Annotated in this window: 15 protein-coding genes; 9 read left to right on the forward strand and 6 right to left on the reverse strand. The window is 44.2% G+C overall.

Translation table 11 applies throughout. The features are described from left to right. Positions 1-2: 2 nt before the first annotated feature. Entirely contained in the window at positions 3-2,195 is a 2,193-nt protein-coding gene (locus ACRD67_RS08240; RefSeq protein WP_430966651.1) for an amino acid permease, read from the reverse strand. A 251-nt stretch (positions 2,196-2,446) separates the two neighbouring features. Between ACRD67_RS08240 and ACRD67_RS08245 the strand changes: the two genes are divergently transcribed. The 5 genes from ACRD67_RS08245 (at position 2,447) to ACRD67_RS08265 (ending at position 6,831) form a co-directional block, all read left to right on the forward strand. Beyond that, on the forward strand, positions 2,447-2,908 hold the full coding sequence (locus ACRD67_RS08245; protein WP_430966652.1) for a cold-shock protein: 462 nt from the start codon (positions 2,447-2,449) through the stop codon (positions 2,906-2,908). Positions 2,909-3,222: 314 nt separating this feature from the next. Next, on the forward strand, positions 3,223-4,413 hold the full coding sequence (locus ACRD67_RS08250; protein WP_430966653.1) for a hypothetical protein: 1,191 nt from the start codon (positions 3,223-3,225) through the stop codon (positions 4,411-4,413). 131 nt (positions 4,414-4,544) lie between these two features. Beyond that, positions 4,545-5,648 (forward strand): bestrophin family protein, encoded by a 1,104-nt coding sequence (locus ACRD67_RS08255; protein ID WP_430966654.1) that lies wholly within the window; start codon positions 4,545-4,547, stop codon positions 5,646-5,648. A 108-nt stretch (positions 5,649-5,756) separates the two neighbouring features. Beyond that, positions 5,757-6,227, forward strand: coding sequence for a GNAT family N-acetyltransferase (locus ACRD67_RS08260; RefSeq protein WP_430966655.1), 471 nt, complete (start codon positions 5,757-5,759; stop codon positions 6,225-6,227). A gap of 244 nt (positions 6,228-6,471) precedes the next feature. Further along, positions 6,472-6,831 carry a hypothetical protein gene (locus ACRD67_RS08265; RefSeq protein WP_430966656.1) on the forward strand — a complete coding sequence of 120 codons (360 nt, stop codon included), beginning with the start codon at positions 6,472-6,474 and terminating at the stop codon, positions 6,829-6,831. A 726-nt stretch (positions 6,832-7,557) separates the two neighbouring features. Here ACRD67_RS08265 and ACRD67_RS08270 read toward each other — a convergent pair. The 5 genes from ACRD67_RS08270 to ACRD67_RS08290 all read right to left on the reverse strand — a co-directional run bounded on the left by ACRD67_RS08270 (position 7,558) and on the right by ACRD67_RS08290 (position 13,030). Beyond that, complete coding sequence (locus tag ACRD67_RS08270) at positions 7,558-8,865, reverse strand: dicarboxylate/amino acid:cation symporter (protein WP_430966657.1); 1,308 nt, start codon at positions 8,863-8,865, stop codon at positions 7,558-7,560. Between the two features lie 170 nt (positions 8,866-9,035). Then, positions 9,036-9,674, reverse strand: coding sequence for a class I SAM-dependent methyltransferase (locus ACRD67_RS08275; RefSeq protein WP_430966658.1), 639 nt, complete (start codon positions 9,672-9,674; stop codon positions 9,036-9,038). Positions 9,675-9,824: 150 nt separating this feature from the next. After that, positions 9,825-10,604 carry a sterol desaturase family protein gene (locus ACRD67_RS08280; protein ID WP_430966659.1) on the reverse strand — a complete coding sequence of 260 codons (780 nt, stop codon included), beginning with the start codon at positions 10,602-10,604 and terminating at the stop codon, positions 9,825-9,827. Between the two features lie 77 nt (positions 10,605-10,681). After that, positions 10,682-11,245: a Crp/Fnr family transcriptional regulator gene (locus ACRD67_RS08285; protein WP_430966660.1), complete on the reverse strand. Its 564-nt coding sequence runs from the start codon at positions 11,243-11,245 to the stop codon at positions 10,682-10,684. 192 nt (positions 11,246-11,437) lie between these two features. Next, positions 11,438-13,030 carry a carboxypeptidase-like regulatory domain-containing protein gene (locus ACRD67_RS08290; protein ID WP_430966661.1) on the reverse strand — a complete coding sequence of 531 codons (1,593 nt, stop codon included), beginning with the start codon at positions 13,028-13,030 and terminating at the stop codon, positions 11,438-11,440. Positions 13,031-13,241: 211 nt separating this feature from the next. Here ACRD67_RS08290 and ACRD67_RS08295 point away from each other — a divergent pair, with 211 nt between their 5' ends. The 4 genes from ACRD67_RS08295 to ACRD67_RS08310 all read left to right on the forward strand — a co-directional run bounded on the left by ACRD67_RS08295 (position 13,242) and on the right by ACRD67_RS08310 (position 18,046). Continuing rightward, a complete protein-coding gene (locus ACRD67_RS08295) occupies positions 13,242-14,342 on the forward strand; it encodes a hypothetical protein (RefSeq protein ID WP_430966662.1) in 1,101 nt (366 codons plus the stop codon). Positions 14,343-14,358: 16 nt separating this feature from the next. Beyond that, positions 14,359-15,426: a DUF2911 domain-containing protein gene (locus ACRD67_RS08300; protein WP_430966663.1), complete on the forward strand. Its 1,068-nt coding sequence runs from the start codon at positions 14,359-14,361 to the stop codon at positions 15,424-15,426. Between the two features lie 418 nt (positions 15,427-15,844). Next, a complete protein-coding gene (locus ACRD67_RS08305; protein ID WP_430966664.1) occupies positions 15,845-16,717 on the forward strand; it encodes a hypothetical protein in 873 nt (290 codons plus the stop codon). A 489-nt stretch (positions 16,718-17,206) separates the two neighbouring features. Further along, positions 17,207-18,046 carry a M57 family metalloprotease gene (locus ACRD67_RS08310; RefSeq protein ID WP_430966665.1) on the forward strand — a complete coding sequence of 280 codons (840 nt, stop codon included), beginning with the start codon at positions 17,207-17,209 and terminating at the stop codon, positions 18,044-18,046. Positions 18,047-18,067: the final 21 nt, after the last annotated feature.

Here is an 18,067-nt window from a genome sequence, read left to right on the forward strand (position 1 = left end):
CATCACGCCAAAATACTCTCATGCCCTGAATCCTTGACAAAAAGGCAGGAACTTTGGGTTTTTACGGACATTTCCTTTACAAATCCAAAGGGGAGGCCCTCGTCCATTCCAAAGATGTTCAAATCGGCAGAAGGGGCTTTGTTTACGACCGAACCGAAATCGCCAATATGGACTTCGGTCAGGGTTTGCGGCAATCGGGCGAGATTGATCAAAGAACTCAAAAATTGCTTGGCATTGTCCTCTTCCTCGGGGTCCTTGATGACCGTAATCAATCTAATCCGTGCGCCCCAATTCATTTTAAGCTTGTAGGCCACCAGAATGGAAAGATCCAAATTTCCTATATCCCAGCCCAGATCCCATTTGCTCTGCCGGTCGCTCACCCAAACATTGATCGTATTGCGCTGGCCCAATAAGGCGGTGGGATGCGACAAATACAAGAGGACACCCACTTCCAGCCTGATGGATTCCTTCATCACGGGACGTAACTCGGTTTCATAATCATCGTGATCCTGTAAATTCAAAAAGACGATGTTGGGTCTAAAAAAGGCCCCTTGGAGTGCCTGGCTGCTATAGTTTATGCCATTGGCAAATTGATCCGTATGAATCACGGAAGAGGAGGAAAAGGCGCCCTTTTCCCTGAAGGAAGCGGAAATGTCCTCCAATTCCTTGGCCAGGGTACTGGTTTCCGAAAAGGGTTCAACGCCCAATAACTTTATGGAGCCTTTGGGCTTTGCAATGTTCCGCAAGAATTCAAAAGTTCCCTTGAGGCCATTGACGTCACGAACGGGCACCATAAGATTGGCCTTCCAGGCGCGTTGTTGCATTTTTTTCATGCCCCAGGTATGCTTGGCCGCCCATTCGGCAAAGGAAACGAACAGGCCCGAACGCACATCCTCAAAGGGGGTCTCCAGGTTTTGTCGCGATAGGTACCAGTACACCATTAAAACGATCATGATAGAGATCAGACTAACGGCGGGGTTTATAATGAACATGGCAAAGACCGAGGAAACCAGTCCGAACCAGGGTACCCATCTATGGATCTTAAACACTGGTCGATAGCTGATCAATCCCAGGTTCTGCTCAATGATGACCACAATGTTGATCATGGCGTAGGTAATCAAAAAGAAGAGCGTCACCAAAGGAGCCACCGCATTTATATTTCGCAATAGGAGCGTTATAAAAATCAGGATTCCGGTGACCATCATGGCATTTCTTGGCTGCCCATTGCTGCTTTGACCCGCTAAAAAATTGGAATAGGGCAAAACCTTATGTTCGCCCATAGCAAATAGAATGCGGGATGAACCCACAATGGAAGCCAGGGCCGAAGAGAAGGTGGCACCGAGTATTCCGGCAATGATCAAAGGCCCTATATAGGCTTTTTCAACCATGATATAGTAATTGTTCAACAATTCTGTTTCCGAGGCACTTCTAGCAATCCAAAAGGCAAGGAACATATAGATGATAAAACTGACACCGATGGCCCAAAGTGTCCCCGTGGGAATACTGCGTTTGGGATGTTTCAATTCGCCAGACATGTTGGCGCCGGCCATGATACCGGTCGCAGCGGGAAAGAAGACCGCAAAAACAATCCAGAAATTGCTGCCACTGAACCCATTTTCAATGGAACCTTTAAACGATCCCCAACTTAAAGCATCATTTGTAGGGATTTCCATAGACCCCCCATAAGCGGCCACGATAATGGAAATGAGCGATAACACAATGATGCCCATGATGATATATTGGGTCTTAATGGCAAGATTTGCGCTTATATAGGCAATGGTAAAAAGCAGTGTGAAAACCGTAATATCTACCAAGAACGCATTATGATCGGGAAAGATTCCCAGCCAACCTTCCCGAAAACCAAAAATATACATGGTAACGGCCAAACCTTGTGAAATATATCTGGGAATGCCCAAGCTACCGCCAACTTCCAGACCCAACGCCTGGGAAACAATGGCATAGGCACCTCCGGCACCGATGCGGATATTTGTGGTAATGGCAGACATGGACAGGGCGGTACACAGGGTGATCAAGAAGGAAATCAGAATGATCAGCCAAGCACCCAAAAGTCCGGCATTGCCCACGACCCACCCCAAACGCAGGTACATGATTACCCCCAAAATGGTAAGGAGGGTAGGGGTAAAAACACCTCCGAAGGTTCCAAACTTTCTTGTTGTAGTGGGTTGGTTATCCATGAAAACAAACAGGCTGGTTTTGTGTAGGTAATGTACTAATTATATGGCTATCATCGGTTTTAATTTTTGCATAAACTACGTATTTGGACGGCTATGGGCGACAGGGGTAACCTTGGAGGGAGAGTAAGAAAAAGGATGGACCACAGGACATTAAATTAGAATGTTAGCCCTAACTTTTGCATTAATTTAATGTAAAGAGATATCTTTGGGGAATTATTGCAAGTATTGACCTAAACATTTTAACTGAACGAATGGCAAAATCACAACAAACATTTAATAAGAGTGAAAAAGAAAAAAAGCGTTTAAAAAAACGTGAGGAGAAGCGAAAGAAAATGGAGGCCCGCAAGGCTGCGGCAAAGGAGAGTGGAAAAAAGGGAATTGAATTCGCTTATGTAGATCATGATGGGAACTTAACGGATACGCCACCAGATCCCTCAAAAAAAATTAAAGTAGAGGCAGAGAGCATAGAAATAAGCATTCCAAAAACATTGGAGAGCGACAAAGAGGAAATTGACCCCGTCAGAAATGGAAAAGTTTCGTTTTTTGATTCTTCCAAAGGATTTGGGTTCATAATCGATGCGGAAAATCAGGAGAAATACTTTACGCATGTTAGTGGTTTAATTGATGAAATCGCCGAAAATGACAAGGTTTCCTTTGAACTGGAAAAGGGAATGAAAGGCATGAATGCCGTTAAAGTTACCTTGCTAAAATAAGCCCGATCCCTTTACCATACAGCCCAAAAAGGGGGGCAAGCGATTATTAGGTACCTATATAACCCAATAGGCTACATAATTTACACCTACTATCATTTTCTTGGACCACCCAGCTTTGGTTATAAGCTAGGAAACGTATAGGCATACCACTTAATTTTTTTTTGGAAAGTCCTGAAACTTTCAAAGGGCTTTTCGGTTTTTAAAACCCCATGTGTTTTGGACTGGATTTGGTATAAAAATCGTTCAATTTTAGACTGAGCTTTGTAACGTTGGTTTTTTTTTTAGGTCTTTATCAAAAAGACAATCCACCGATCATGAAAAAAAGAACGCTGTACCTGGTCCAAACCTTCTTTTTAGTACTCAGTTCCCTTGGTTTTTCACAAGAAACCGTTGATGCGTATTATGAGGTGATAAAGAGGGAAGGGGAGCACCCCTTACAGTTTGTTCAACAACAACTGGACACCCATGACTTGATACTATTTGATGATGCGCTGCACAACGCCGTGGAGCCTTTTGAATTTTACAAGGACCTCTTGCGTGCGGAGGAGAACCAAATAGCCTATGTTTTTCTAGAAGTTTTCGGTATCAATCACCAACCGCAGATTGATGCGTATTTGGAAAGCGCTGATAAGGATGATGGCCTGTTGTTAAAAGTATTTCAGGATGATTTTAGCGGATATGGATGGAAATATGAGACCTATTATGAACTGCTCTCCACCATTTGGGATATTAATCGCTCCAGCGATAAAAAAATAAAGGTAAGAGCTGTAGATCAGCCCATTTATTGGGAGGGGATCCATAATCGCAAGCAATACGATATCTTCTTAAAATCCCTTGTGGGCAGGGATTACTTCATGTACAAAACGATTTTGGATATGATGGCCTCCTTTAAAGAAGGAAGAAAAGGCATTTTTTTGACCAATACCCGTCACGCCTATAAGCATATAAGGAATAAAGAAGGTGCGCTCTATTGGAATACCGGGACTTTTTTTAACCAATGGCATCCGGATAAGACCTATTCCGTAAGGATCCACAATGCTACCCTTTCCATTGAACGAAAAAAGGAGGCCGACAAAAATGCCACTTCAGATGGCCTGGGGAGCTATAAATATAAATGGATCCAAATGCAAAATGGAATTTGGGACCATGCTTTTGCCGAGAACAATAACCAGCCCATTGCTTTTTCGCTGAAGGACAATGTTTTTGGCAGGGCGGCATATGTAGGGAACCATATGCTAAATGTAAAGGCAGAGCAGACCATGTACGATGCGTACGACGCCCTGATTTTCTTAAAGCCCCTGGACCAGCTGCACTTTTCCGCGAAAATTGATTTTATCTACACGGACGCCTTCAAAACGGAATTGGAGCGACGTCTTCGCATTTTACAGGAGGGCCAAATGGCCGAGTTTTTGGCAAAGAAGGAGGTGGGCTCCCTGGCCGAATATATAGCACAGATCTCCGTGGCCCAACCCAGGACAAAGAACGATCTGATCCAATTGGATTAGCGCGGATCCATAAAGAGCATGTTGGAAAATTCCCCAAGGGGGGAGCATACCACTTAAATGCGTTCCAGTTTTAGTATTCTTACTTAATTTTCCTATTTTGTATGAAAACTGAACACACACCATTTTGGCCTATGTACACAAAACGAATATTCCCGATCAAAGGGGTTATCAAATGGACCCGAAGACACATTTTTATTTTTCTCTTATTGGCCGCCGTACCCGTTTTGCTGTTTGACTTACTTCGGTGGAAATGGCTACATGTGCCATGGCTTCCCCTGGGAGTATTGGGTACGGCTGTGGCTTTTATCGTCAGTTTTAAGAACAATGCCTCCTACGACCGACTCTGGGAAGCCAGGAAAATATGGGGCGGGATCGTAAATGCTTCCCGTTCGTGGACCATCATGGTCAAGGATTTTGTTACCAACACACATTCAAAAGATACCAGGAGCGCGGAGGAACTGGAGGCTATCAAAAGGGAACTGGTGCACCGTCATGTTGCCTGGTTGACCGCTCTGCGCTACCAATTACGGCAGGACAAGCCCTGGGAAACGCATTTAAAAAATCAAAAATCCAATAGAGAGTTCCGGGCCAGCCAATACACCGTTTATGAAGATACGGTACCCATTGCTGAAGCGATTGGCCCTTATATTTCACAACAGGAGGTCGACGAGATTTTTGCCAAGGGAAATCAGGCTTCCCAGTTGTTGGGGATTCAATCAAAGCGATTGAGCGAGCTTATGAACGACGGACTTATCGAAGATTTTCGCCATATGGAAATGATGGCCATGCTCACCGAGTTCTACACCCTACAGGGAAAAAGCGAGCGAATCAAAAACTTTCCGTATCCCCGGCAGTTCGCCACCTTGAACTATGTTTTTGTCTGGATATTCATTTTGTTGGTCCCCTTTGGCATTATGGAAGGATTTGAAGTCATCGGCGATCGAATTATCGAAGATTTAACCGCGAACCCGGCCTATTTTGAGGTAACCCAAAACCTGCAGCTTTTTATTGGCAAGCACTTTGTATGGTTCTCCATTCCGTTCAGCGCCATGATCGCCTGGGTCTTTCATACCATGGAAGCCATAGGGGAGAACACCGAAAACCCCTTCGAGGGCGGGCCCAATGACGTGCCCATAACCGATATGAGCCGCGGCATTGAAATCGATATCCGGCAATTGATAGACGATACGGATATTCCAAGCGCCTATACCTGGAAAAATGACATCGTGATGTAGGGTAAAATCCATGCAGGCCGCTTTAATCTTTAATAGCAAATGTAGTTCCGGTTAGAGGAACATATTAAGATTATAGGTCCTATACGGCCACTGGGAAAAGAGGAATTGATGGTGACATTCAAAAAAGCAACATCCGATCAAGAATTTGAAATCGGAAAAGGCCTGTTTAGGGCATATGCTGAAGAACTGGGAATCGATCTGACGTTTCAGAATTTTGAGGATGAACTTCAAGATATAGCAAGGCAATATAGCGAGCCCGAAGGCAGCTTGGTAATCGCTTATTCGAACAAGAAACAACCGATCGGATGTTTTGGGATACGAAAACTGGATGAAGGAATCTGCGAGTTAAAAAGGATGTACATACATCCTGAGTTTCGCGGGCAGGGCATAGGAAATTTACTGATGAAAGAATCGATAAGGGCAGGAAACAAATTGGGATATACGAAGATACGTTTGGACACCTTGTCTACAATGCGACCCGCCATCGGATTATACAAAAGCTATGGCTTCTATGAGATTGAACCCTACCGATATAACCCAATGGAAGGAGCAATGTATTTTGAAAGAGCATTGACCTGAGGTAATCAGCACGGAAAAAAAAAGTGCTTATGCGGGTTTTCTGAAAAGAAGCCTCAATTGGGCCGAGATTTTATCGGACTAAATAGATTTCCATAGGATGATCATTCAAACCATCACATTGAAATCCCAATAACCAAGGGAAAAAATACTGCGTATTTCTAAAACAATTATTTCCCCTTGCAAGCAATTTGACGCAACCATCACGTACTTTGAAAATCCTAGTAGAAACGAACAGCTAAGAATCATGAAAAAAGTAATTTTGCTAGTATCGATGATCGTCTTGTTCTCGTCTTGCTCGGATGACGATACCAATACCGAAGTAATTGCAGAGAATGTGGTTATCTCCAATACCGAAAGTTTCACTTACAATTTAGGCGGTTTCGGAGATGAGGAAGGCGCTAGCATCCGTACGCAGGCGGGCCATTTTGAAGTCAGCGAGTTGGAACGGGATTTTAATAGCGGACAGGTCATCTATACCTACCAACCCCTTGCGGGATATGTGGGAACCGACTTCGTTGAAATTTCTGCAGCACGCGGTTCTGACGGTGCAAGTGCGAATACGGAAATTACCCTAGTGAAAATTACCTTTAACATAAGGGAGTAAACAGCTAGACCAATAGGGTAGGGGACCAAACCTCCAGCTTCCCCACCAACACCTCCTTTGTATATACAGATACGTCTCGATTTACCCACTTATCCCCATATACGCCCAGCGCTTACATTGTTTTTGAGTTTTCCATTCCAATGGGATACCTTGAATCCAACCAAGGCGATATAAAAAGGTCATGTTGAAAAGATTAAAACCCAAACAGGTATTTTACATCAGTCTGATCATATCTTCCTTCTTTTTACTCATCTGTTTTAGCCATTACTTCGTAGGATCAAAGTTTTCTAAAAATTTGATGGGTATTATAGCAGAATCATTATTTATCCCCATGACGCTAGTTGTGCTGCCTGTCGCTTTTTTCGTTTCATTAAAACACTTGACTCAGGACAAGTGGTCCCCAAAAACCTATTCCTTTTATGCTTTTGTTATTTTGTTGGTCAACCTGGTTCTGGTCTGGGGAGCTATTGTCTATACCTATATGTGATACAATAGACCGACTCCATCCGGTATTTGTCTTCTGTCTTGGCATAAGTTAGCCGTGGCCCTTCCCCTAATTTGGGGGATAATGGGAACAAAGGGAGCGTAAGCGTTGTATTCTTCCAATGTCAAAGCACCAAAACCGGCCGATTCCAAAGGGATTTCGTGTCCCTCTTGGTATGGCATCCTTCAAAAGACCAACGCCAGGGCCTATGGGTCAGGTGTTAGATCAGCCTCGACATAGTTTTAGTTTGTACTGGCCGTATTTCCATACCAGGTATTGAAAATGGCGGTAGCCGTTAAATCCCCTGTTACATTGACGGCTGTTCTAAGCATTCCCAAAATCCGGTCTATTCCAATAATAACGACAAGGCCCTCTACCGGTATGCCGCTACTTTTTAGTACCGAGGCCAGAACAATAACGCCTCCGCCCGGGATGGCGGGTGTGCCAATGGAAGCCGCTACAACGGTAACGGTGATGAGTAACACCTCAAAAACCGCCAATTCCATTCCATAGGCCTGTGCCATAAAAAGTACGGTCACGCACTGGAATAGGGCCGTTCCATCCATGTTTATGGTTGCGCCAATAGGGATTACAAAATCACTGACCTTAGAGGAAACCCCCAGCTTTTCGTCCGCAATTTTCATGGAAAGCGGCATTACGGCGGCCGAACTGGCCGTAGAAAATGCCAGTAGCTGTGCATCCTTTATTCGCAGTAAGAAGGTGAACGGATTCTCCCTCTTGAACAAGAAATAGAGCAATAGGTAAAATCCCATTAAGATCATAAGTCCCACAACCACGACCAAGATATAATATCCGAGCCCGGTAAGAATGGCAAATCCTGTCTTGGACAGCAGTGCGGCCATCAATCCAAATACGGCGTACGGAACCAGTCTCATGGCCCAACCGACCACGATCATACAGATCTTTTGCATGGCCTCCACAAACCGCATCACTGGAGTTGCGAACCGGTCTTCCAGTTGTGTGATGGCCACTCCAATAATGATGGTAAAGATGACAATGCTCAACATTTCTCCCCGTAAGATGGCTTCCAGCGGATTGACCGGAATAAGATTGGAGATGGATTCCGGGAGATTTAGGACCATAGCGCCCGATTCCTGAACCGCTTGTGGAACGTCGTTTTCCGAGAATCCACCGAGCGCGCTTACATATTTGCCAGGACGGAACAAGAACGCCATGACAACGCCAATGAAAATCGCCACCACGGTGGTAAAAACAAAATACAACAGGAGCCAAAGACCAAAAGATTTAAGGTTCCCCGAAACATTGCTCGCCAATCCGGTAATAATGGAGGCAAATATTAAGGGGATCATCACCATTTGGACAAGCTTCATGAATATTTCTCCCGGTAAGTTTAACCAACTGCCAAGCGTGGTGCTCATTTCATGGGATACCAGGCCAAAGGCCGGGTTGATCAGTATACCGACCCCCACACCAAAAAGGATTCCAAGGGTCACCTTTAACCATAAACGGCCTTTTACCAAATGGCTTAAATAGACAGAGAGGTCATTAAGTGGTTTTATGCTGATCAAAATCCAGTTTTAAATAATGGTAAATAAGCGTTTACGGCCAATGACGAAACATGCGCCACCTGCACAATAAAATTAGTCAATTAAGCCATTGATTTAACCACTTGAATTTTTTCATTGAAGCGATCCTTGGAAGAACTGATGAAAAAACAGAAAGAGTGCCATGACCTCTATTATTTTATGGCCCTTCCCCTAATTTGGGGGATAATGGGAACAAAGGGAGAGTACGAGCTGTACTCTTCCAAGGTCAAAGCACTAAAACCGGCCGATTCCAATAGGGATTTCGTGTCCCTGTTGGTATGGCATCCTTCAAAAAACCAATGCCAGGGCTTATGCATCAGGTTTTGAATTAGTCCCAACACTGTGTTCTCCCTTGCTTTGACATGTTCAATAAATACAAAAACACCTGAAGGCTTTAGGATGCGCCTTATTTGTTCCATGCATTTGACAGGATCGGACACCGTACACATAACCAGGGTGCACACCACAAAATCGACCGAATCGTCGGGTAGGTCAATGGATTCGCCCACAAGGGTTTTTATTTCAAGCGCTATCCCATATTTTCTTGCGCTTGCTCTTAAGTTTTTGTGCATATGGATATTGGGTTCTATAGCAATCAAGCTCGTTCCCTTCTTAAGGTACCGCATGTTGGCCCCGGCCCCGGGACCTATTTCCACCACGGTTTCCGGATGATCCTTAAAAAGGCTTCTTTTTGATTTTCCAAAAAGATAGTTCATGTAACCGGAAAGCATCTTGAACATCCAAGCGTTAATAGGCCCTAGAATACGGTTATTTTTAAATTCGTTGCTCATAGAATTTTGTTTTTAGTGGTTATGACGTAAGCATTTAATGATCGATGAATTTGTAATAATAAAGGATCAGACCTGCTGCGTAAGTTCTTCTTTGTTGGAGCACCATTTTATTAGGACTGCTCCAACCGAACCAAATGATTTTTATTTTTTTCATTTGTTTTCCTTTGAGGTTACATCCTTAAAGCGCAACATGTCCCATATCCTATTGGAGGCACCCAGGTAATATCCCGTTTCGTGCTCGTATGATCTGGGGTTTTTAAAAGTCCCGAACAGCATATCTATGACCGGCAGATCGGTATAGTTGTATCTATGTATGCCCCTGGCGTGATGGATGGTGTGACTCTCAGGACGCTGAATGATATAGCCTATCCATCTGGCCGTATTGATATTGGCGTGTTGAAAAATGCCAAAAAAGGTGAGCGATAGTATAATAATAGTGATCGCTTGGGGAGTTAACCCCATGACCAGGGCAAAACTGACCGACCCCACCAATGACAGTCCGATCATATCGTTTGGACTTAGCATAAAAGCACTCGGAACATCCAGCCTTTCGGAACTATGATGCATCTGGTGGGACACCCTAAATAAAAAGTCGGATTTGTGCATGCTTATATGCCAGCCATATTGCACCAGTTCAAATAAGAATATGCCCAAGATAACCTGCGCAGAAATGCTCAAACCACTTAGGTCCATTAATTGATAGGACGCAAAAAAGTCGTCCCAGAGCAAAGGGATGTAGGTGGTGAGCAGCATGTAGGCAATAAAGAATGTTAGGCCCTTGGTTTTCCAGAACCTCATTTTGGGCAATTTTCTGGCCGGGAATAGGGATTCCCAGAGAAACAAGCTTCCAAAAATGGCATAAACGATTAAGGAAATGGGGTCCAGTAAAATTTCTAAGGGAGTGGGCAATTGTGAAATAAAATGTTCCATGATTTTTAGTTTAAATAATTTCACCGCAAAAATATATGCGGCAAAAAGCCTAAACTAAAAATTGGGCTTGACCTATGTTAGGAATTCATTTTCTTCCTTATTCTACTGAGGCTTTCGGGGTGTATCCCTAGGTATTTTGCAACTTTATTAACGGGTATAAAGGAAATATAATCGGAATGTGTCCGGAACATTTCTTCATATCTTTCCTCTGCGGTCTTGGTCAAAAGATCCTTTTCCCTGTTGGATTTTCTTATATACCCCTGTTCGGTAGCAATCCTTCCAAATTTGTTTGCTTCAAGGGAATGGTCATATGCGGGCAACAGGTCTTTGCGTTTTATGACCTCCATTTCTGAATCCATCAAAGCAGTTGTTTGAACATCTGTGGGAAGCTGGTCCAAAAAGGAAGTGTAGCCACAGAACAGCTCGCCTTCAAAGAAAAAGTCTATTATCTTTTCGGTCATATAACTTTTGATCGCCATTTCAACCACACCCTTGTTCATAAAGTATAGGGAATCTTCAAGCTGTCCGTATACCGTTAAACGCGTTCCTTTCGTAACTTTTATGGTTTCCACGGAAAAGGGTAGGTCATCGTAAGCAAACGAAGTATTTAAAATAGCGTTATAGAAGTCTATAAATAACATTTTGTACAGCCCTTGAAAAACCGCTATTAAAGTACTGCTTTTTTTCTTTGTTGTAGACTATAGAAAGATTGATGAAAATCGCATTGAGCGTTTCTAAAATGGCCCGTTCCAACCCAACGCACGATGTTATTTTTAACCTGTTCCAAACACAGTGGCTCCTACGGAACCTTAAAGTTTCCCGTTACAGCCGCATTATTCCGGTACCTTCTGCAAAGGTGTATTGATCCAATAGTCGGCCGCACCCTCTGGCTGTGAAACAGGTTGATCTTCAAAAATGGGTCTGTTTTTGTCCATATAGGTCGGACTGGCGCTCCCAGTAGTTTTTCCGATAGTTAATTTTTGAACAAAAAACTCCCGAAACTGTTGGATCTCGCGATGCTTGTCCTCATTGACCAACTGCTCCCGCACTTCATCCAACACACCGCCAATGGCTGTTCTGAAAGCACTTGGTAACCTATTGGGGTCATTGTTATGTGCGGAGACCTCTTTTACCATAGTATTGAAGGTCTTGGCACCCACCTTGGGAAACAGGCGAACGGCTTTGGGATAAACGACTACCTCGTTGAATGCTATTTTATTTCCTTTAAAACTAAAATCATAGTTGGCCAGGTCACCAGCCGTATTGGGATCAATGTTCTCGTTGAACCGCACTTCAAAACACTCGCAACTGAACACCAAAACTACAGCATCCACCACAAAACCGGGAGGTTCGATCAACTGAAAGTCGTTGTGGAAGGAAATGTAATTTAAGTACATTTTTTCATCTTCCCTTTTATATTCGGTGACCACTTCAAAAAGCAATCTGTTTTTTTCACTGGAAGGGTCTTTAGCGCCTTGACCAGATGTTTCATAGACGGCATATTGCATTTTATGAATGGCGAAGTCCCGTTTTGAAATATACAGACGACCCGCTACTTGATAACCTGGTACTGATTTTGACATGCGTATGGTGTAAAGCACTTCTTCCTCGGTATAGGTATCACGCTCCTTTCGCAAGGCATGATTTTTGATCAGATTCTTTTCGAACTTATTTACAAAATCAAAGGCGTTGATGTTGTAATTGCGGATGGCGTCATGGATTCTCAAAATCGTAAACTCATTACCCCCATAGTCCGACAGGTGTGCATTGCTGATATACTTTTTGGATGCCGTATGGTCCCCGTATTTGTTATCCGCTACCGTATCGCGCTCAAAATCTGTGTTCTGGTTTTTGTAGTAGAGGCTCACGTTGGTTTCAAGGTCGTCCACGGTGTCAAAACCGGAATCGAAAACCTCCAAGATAGCTTCGTTCAGATTCAGGTAGGCACCGTCCACAAATTGGTAATCCCGATAATATCCGATGGCAGAGAAGGGGGTAACCGGATAATTCTCCCCGATCGCCTTAATGGCATTGCGAACGATTCTTCGGGCGGATAACTTCCTGCGGTTTTTCCGTTTCTCCTCCAATAACACCTCCTCCAATTGAATGATCCTGGGTGTTAACAGTATGAGGTTCAATGGGCTTTGGAACAACTGTGCCAAGGAGACCTGTCTGCTTTCATAGCCCATGCTGGAGATGATCAGCGAATCGCCCTCTGCCTCAAACCTTTTCGGGATCCTAAATCCCCCATCCTGATTGGAGATGACCCCGATGGCCTTCCCTTTGATCCGGATGGTGGCAAACACCACGGGTTCCTCCGTTTGGGCATCCAGGAGCCTGCCATGGACAAACGCGTCCTGGGCCCAAGCTGGTGTGAGCGTCAGGAAGATTCCAAGGGCGAAAAAGTAGCGGGCAAAGTAAGGCAAAGGGTCATGTTTTAATCACTTATAAGATACAAAGCCTAGGGTATATGAAACAAGTGGGCAACCCCTTTCCCTCTAAAAAAAGTAGGAGGTTCATGGTTTCTTGAAAGGCGGGCGAATGCGAGCCCTGAACCCAAATGCACCAACTTGCACCAATTTGTTTTCCCTACCAAGCAATAATGCAAGATCTTTTCGGGAGAAAAACACATTCATCATGAAAAAAACAATCCTTACAATGGCATTGCTATGCCTTGCTTCCTGGGGCAGTGCCCAGGACATTATTCCCTTGGATACCCTAAATTGGGACATACAGGCAAAATCCTATGTGCTGGAGACCTATAAGGGCCAAGAGGCCGTTTACCTGCAGGGCGGCTCCCTTAGCCTAAAGGATGGAACCTTTTTGAACGGCACCATTGAGTACGATATCTATCTAAAGGAGGTGCAGTCCTTTCCTGGGGTTTATTTTCGGGTAAACGGTGCCAATGCGGAACAGTTTTATGTGCGGCCCCACCAGTCGGGCAACCCCGATGCCAATCAGGCCATACCGCTCATCAAGGGCATTACGGCATGGCAACTCTATTTTGGGGAACGGTATTCTTTCCCCTACGAATATCATTATGACGATTGGACGCATGTAAAAGTCGTCGTTAACGGCGATAGGGCCCAGGTGTTTCTGGACCATTCGGAAACGCCCCATCTTTCTTGGCAACTCTTCCATGAGGCCAAAGCAGGCGGTATCTCCATCACCGGGGGAAATGCCCAGGGCATGCACCTGGCCAATATCAAGATCGATAAAAACAACTACGAGCTAAAGGACTTTCAACCGATGGACAGAAAGCCCATTGAGGGGCTGGTCCCGGAATGGCAACTGTCCGACAAGTTCGATGAAAAACTGCTGGATGACCCCTCCAAGGTCGATGGCCTGATCAAAGGACGTAAGTGGGGAGCAACCATTGCAGTAGAAGAAGGCACGGCGGCCAATATTTCACGGGCAGTACAGCGCTATGACGATACCGAGGGCAATACCGTTTTTGCAAAGATCGAGGTTACTGCGGCCAAAAGTGGGTTTAAACGCTTTGAATTTGGCTATAGCGATAGGGTAGTGGTGATCCTCAACGGCACTCCCATGTACAGCGGCAACAATAGATGGCGTTCCCGGGACTACCGCTATTTGGGTACGGTAGGGCTCTTTGATGCCGTGTACCTAAACCTGAAAAAAGGAAAGAACACCCTCTTGTTGGCCGTTTCGGAGGATTTTGGGGGTTGGTTGGTGACCGGGAAGTTTACGGCCCCGGAAGGTTTAAAAATTAAGTAGATATAAAATGATGAAGATGAAATTTAGGATAGTAAGTACCGTATTGTTTTTAATGGGCTGCCTTATGGGCACTGCCCAGGATATGTTGGTGGCCACCAAGGTGAGTCCCAGGGCCAGTGTGGAGCAGCGTATAGGCACTACCGATGTTACCGTGGTGTACCACAGTCCGGCTGCCAAGCAGCGGAAGATCTTTGGGGGCATCGTGCCCTATGATTTTGTGGTGGATGGGGTAGAGTACCCCTGGCGGGCCGGTTCCAACGAGAACACCACGATAACGTTTACCCATGATGTCAAGATCCAGGGCAAGCCCCTGGCCAAGGGCACCTACGGCCTCCATATTTTCGTAAAGGAAAGGGAGTGGACCTATATCTTCTCCAAGAACTCGGAAAGCTGGGGCAGTTTTAGCTATGACAAAACCGACGATGCGCTCCGCGTTACCGCCATCCCGGAAGAGAACGCTTATCAGGAGTGGCTTAGCTATGCATTTGTAACCCGGGAACCCGAACGGGCCGTATTGGAACTGCAATGGTCCACAGTAAAGTGCGGCATTGAGATCACGGTGGACGTCAACGCCCATGTGCTGACGGACCTCAAGGCCAAGGAAGAAAAAACGGTGGACGATTACATTAAGATAGCCCAGCTCACCAGGGCCCAGGACCCGGGCAATGCGGCCCAGGCCCTGCAATATGTGGAACAATCCCTAAAGTTGGGCGAAGGCTTCCGGAACCTGATGCTAAAGGCCGACCTGCTGGCCCAGATGGGCTATAAAAAGGAGAGCAAAAGCCATAGGGAGCAGGCCATACAACTTGGCAAGGGCTTCCCCTACTATTATTACTACCCCTTGAGCTTTATGCTGTTGGAGGATGATGCCCAAAAAACCTTTGACCTATTGTCCGAAATGCTCCAAAAGGAGCCGGATAATTGGATCGCCAACCTGGCCATGGGCGAGTATTACATTAAGCACAAGAACCAGGAAAGGGCCACCCATCATTTTGGCAAGGCCTATGAATTTGCCGGGGAACGCTCCAAACCCTATACGCGTTATATGTACCTCTCCAACAAACTGATTTTGGAACGGATGTAGTAGGAAGTTATCCACCGTAGCTCGTTAGAGCGGAGATGGGGGCTGAATTTGTACATATACATTACAAGCTTGCCCTTCGCAACCCTATGGATAGACGGAGCCTGTCCTCCAAAGCTATTTTTAGCGTAGGAGGGAAGGTGGGGGGGTGGTTTTCTATTGCACTTACTAGAGACTTTAAAGAATACCCATCAGTGGGTATTGATTTAGTTTATGGGGACATGTACCTTGTCAAGGTTTGTAAATACCCATTGCACGGACATGTTTACCTTATTTGAAACGCTTGTCCGACGAGGATTTTTAACAAAGAAGGACAGGAGGGGAATGTAACTCCTGCCGCCCGTTAGGAGTGTATAATCAAGATATAGGGCAATGGGTGTCAACGGGTAAAATAGTCAATGCGTAGAAGATATCTAAAAAAATGGAATTGAATGACATTTATAACCAGTTCAGCGGTTTTTGGAATAGAATCTTGCCTGTCCTAGTATTTCATTTGATTGGAATTTTTCTGCTACAACGAATTGGTAAAATAAACTTTAACATTAGAAGTGGAATAGAAGATTATATAAAAACCGATTCTTACTTAAAAAACAAAGAATTACTCGAAGAATTTAAACTTTGGTCTAAAATACCCTTCCTAATATTAATTTCGCTAATAATATATCTAGTTGTTTTTGATGATATCGCTAGAAATGTCCGTAGGATAGTTCCTAATCCGATTGACTTATCTTGGAGCAGTCAAGACCTTTTTTCTAAAGCCTACAATAGGAACCTAGCTCGGGTTGCTTTGTATACCGATAGCACAATGAATGATGTAAGTTATTCGGAAATCAACAATATCAACATATACATCAATCAACAAACCCAAATTTTGAAAAGCGAATATCCAGATTTATATTCTTCCAGAGTTGGGTGGATAGAAAAGAAAGCGAATAAATACAATGCATACTTTCACTATGGTTTTTTTTACCTTTTATTGCTTCCATTGATTTTTACAATGCATAAAGGAAGGAGAAAAATTAAGGCGATAAGTTTTTATCTTAGATTTACAATATTGTTTTTTATTACTCTGGTCTTATTGATATTCTTTAGGGTTAATTGGGAAGACAACAAAGAGAAAGAGATTGCCGCAAGAATCGGATTTATTGCAGATGTATCAGAACACAGCAGGTTTATCAATCCAAAGAGTCATCAATTTCAACTCGATAATTTAAGTGATAAAATATCTGAACACTACAAAACAAGGGACTATCATGTGTTTTGGCTAAAAAGATTATTTAATTCTAAACCTTGATGCCATAGGGTCGATACACTATATTTGACCAAATTATGTTGGACAAAGTTATATTAACTTTCCATGGAAAAGCCGAGTATTCTACCCCGGTGTCGCGAGCTCTCCACAGGCCGGTAGGCCGTCCCGCTCGTGACCTAATCCTTCATTGAATCAACATAATTTCACCTTCGCACCCAAAACATCCTTCATTTAAGTCCCAACCGCCTACATACGCTGAAGCTCGTACCACCGCCAAAGCTTGTGTCTTCACTAAAGTTTCGACGACATGAGGAAAGCGAAAATGTACCACCTATCCCCTCACAAGCCCACTTATTACATAGGTTTTTCTTTCCTGACAATTAATCCAGAGTTTTATGGTAATTAAACCGGGCTTGGGCTGCTTGCTCCTATTCTTAACAAATATTGTGCTAATGATTACATGAATATTCCGTTAACCTAGATCAACTGAAAATGAAAAGAGCTCACTTACAAAGATCAATTACCATAGTTATGGTAGTGGCGGTCCTTTCTTGTGCAAAGGATGAAGTGTCTAGCGAAGGTCATATTCCAGAAGCCTCGGAAGAAGTACTCGACAAAATCCGCAATTTGGGTTACAGCACTGAGAATGTAAAAATCATTAATACCCAAGAAAATGGGATTGGGTATGTAGTCGAGGGGGATTTTATCTTGCACGAAAGGGATTTAAACCTTGATCCAGAAGAGGGTGTGACCCTGAGAATTGCGGAAGTTGAACAGTATCGAACCACTCTGATACCAAACTTCCGTAGAAGGTCCCGTCGAGGAAATAGCCATACTACCCTTGATGTTGCGGTTGATGATGCCTTACCTGTCGCTTATTATAATGCGACAAGGAGAGTCGCAACCAGATACAACAGCCTTGGGCTAAGCTTTAGGTTAAATGTATTCCTTTTGAGTCAACGTCAACGGAGAACGGTGGAGATTACCGTTCGAGAGGGTAGTGCATTCGCTGCAGCAGGCCCTCCTTTTGAAAGAACAGTGGGTAGAAGAACCACTATTGTGCCGTATAATGAGGTACTGGTAAACCCAACAGCAATTAACTCAAACAACCAGAACCATCTAACAACCATCATAGCACATGAGATAGGCCATTGTATTGGATTTCGGCACACGGATTTTATGAATAGATCATTTAGCGATTGTCGAATTACCGGCAATGAAGGCCAAGGTGCAGCCGGTGCCATTCCCATTCCAGGAACCCCTACGGACCCAGAGGCACGATCCTGGATGTTGGCGTGCATAGGGGCTAACGAAAATAGACCTTTCACAAACAATGATGTGGTTGCCCTTAGGTTCCTTCACAGTTTATAGATAATCCTATAGCAATGTGAG

The organism is Eudoraea algarum, from assembly GCF_050589645.1.
Lineage (GTDB): Bacteria > Bacteroidota > Bacteroidia > Flavobacteriales > Flavobacteriaceae > JBNGOQ01.

What these genes read in the sequence shown, in the direction of transcription:
- ACRD67_RS08310 (WP_430966665.1), top strand. Translation starts at nt 17,207, where the DNA reads ATGGTAGTGGCGGTCCTTTCTTGTGCAAAGGATGAAGTGTCTAGCGAA.
- ACRD67_RS08285 (WP_430966660.1), bottom strand. Translation starts at nt 11,245, where the DNA reads ATGTTATTTATAGACTTCTATAACGCTATTTTAAATACTTCGTTTGCT.
- ACRD67_RS08280 (WP_430966659.1), bottom strand. Translation starts at nt 10,604, where the DNA reads ATGGAACATTTTATTTCACAATTGCCCACTCCCTTAGAAATTTTACTG.
- ACRD67_RS08265 (WP_430966656.1), top strand. Translation starts at nt 6,472, where the DNA reads ATGAAAAAAGTAATTTTGCTAGTATCGATGATCGTCTTGTTCTCGTCT.
- ACRD67_RS08295 (WP_430966662.1), top strand. Translation starts at nt 13,242, where the DNA reads ATGAAAAAAACAATCCTTACAATGGCATTGCTATGCCTTGCTTCCTGG.
- ACRD67_RS08240 (WP_430966651.1), bottom strand. Translation starts at nt 2,195, where the DNA reads ATGGATAACCAACCCACTACAACAAGAAAGTTTGGAACCTTCGGAGGT.
- ACRD67_RS08300 (WP_430966663.1), top strand. Translation starts at nt 14,359, where the DNA reads ATGAAATTTAGGATAGTAAGTACCGTATTGTTTTTAATGGGCTGCCTT.
- ACRD67_RS08275 (WP_430966658.1), bottom strand. Translation starts at nt 9,674, where the DNA reads ATGAGCAACGAATTTAAAAATAACCGTATTCTAGGGCCTATTAACGCT.
- ACRD67_RS08305 (WP_430966664.1), top strand. Translation starts at nt 15,845, where the DNA reads ATGGAATTGAATGACATTTATAACCAGTTCAGCGGTTTTTGGAATAGA.
- ACRD67_RS08260 (WP_430966655.1), top strand. Translation starts at nt 5,757, where the DNA reads ATGGTGACATTCAAAAAAGCAACATCCGATCAAGAATTTGAAATCGGA.
- ACRD67_RS08245 (WP_430966652.1), top strand. Translation starts at nt 2,447, where the DNA reads ATGGCAAAATCACAACAAACATTTAATAAGAGTGAAAAAGAAAAAAAG.
- ACRD67_RS08250 (WP_430966653.1), top strand. Translation starts at nt 3,223, where the DNA reads ATGAAAAAAAGAACGCTGTACCTGGTCCAAACCTTCTTTTTAGTACTC.
- ACRD67_RS08255 (WP_430966654.1), top strand. Translation starts at nt 4,545, where the DNA reads ATGTACACAAAACGAATATTCCCGATCAAAGGGGTTATCAAATGGACC.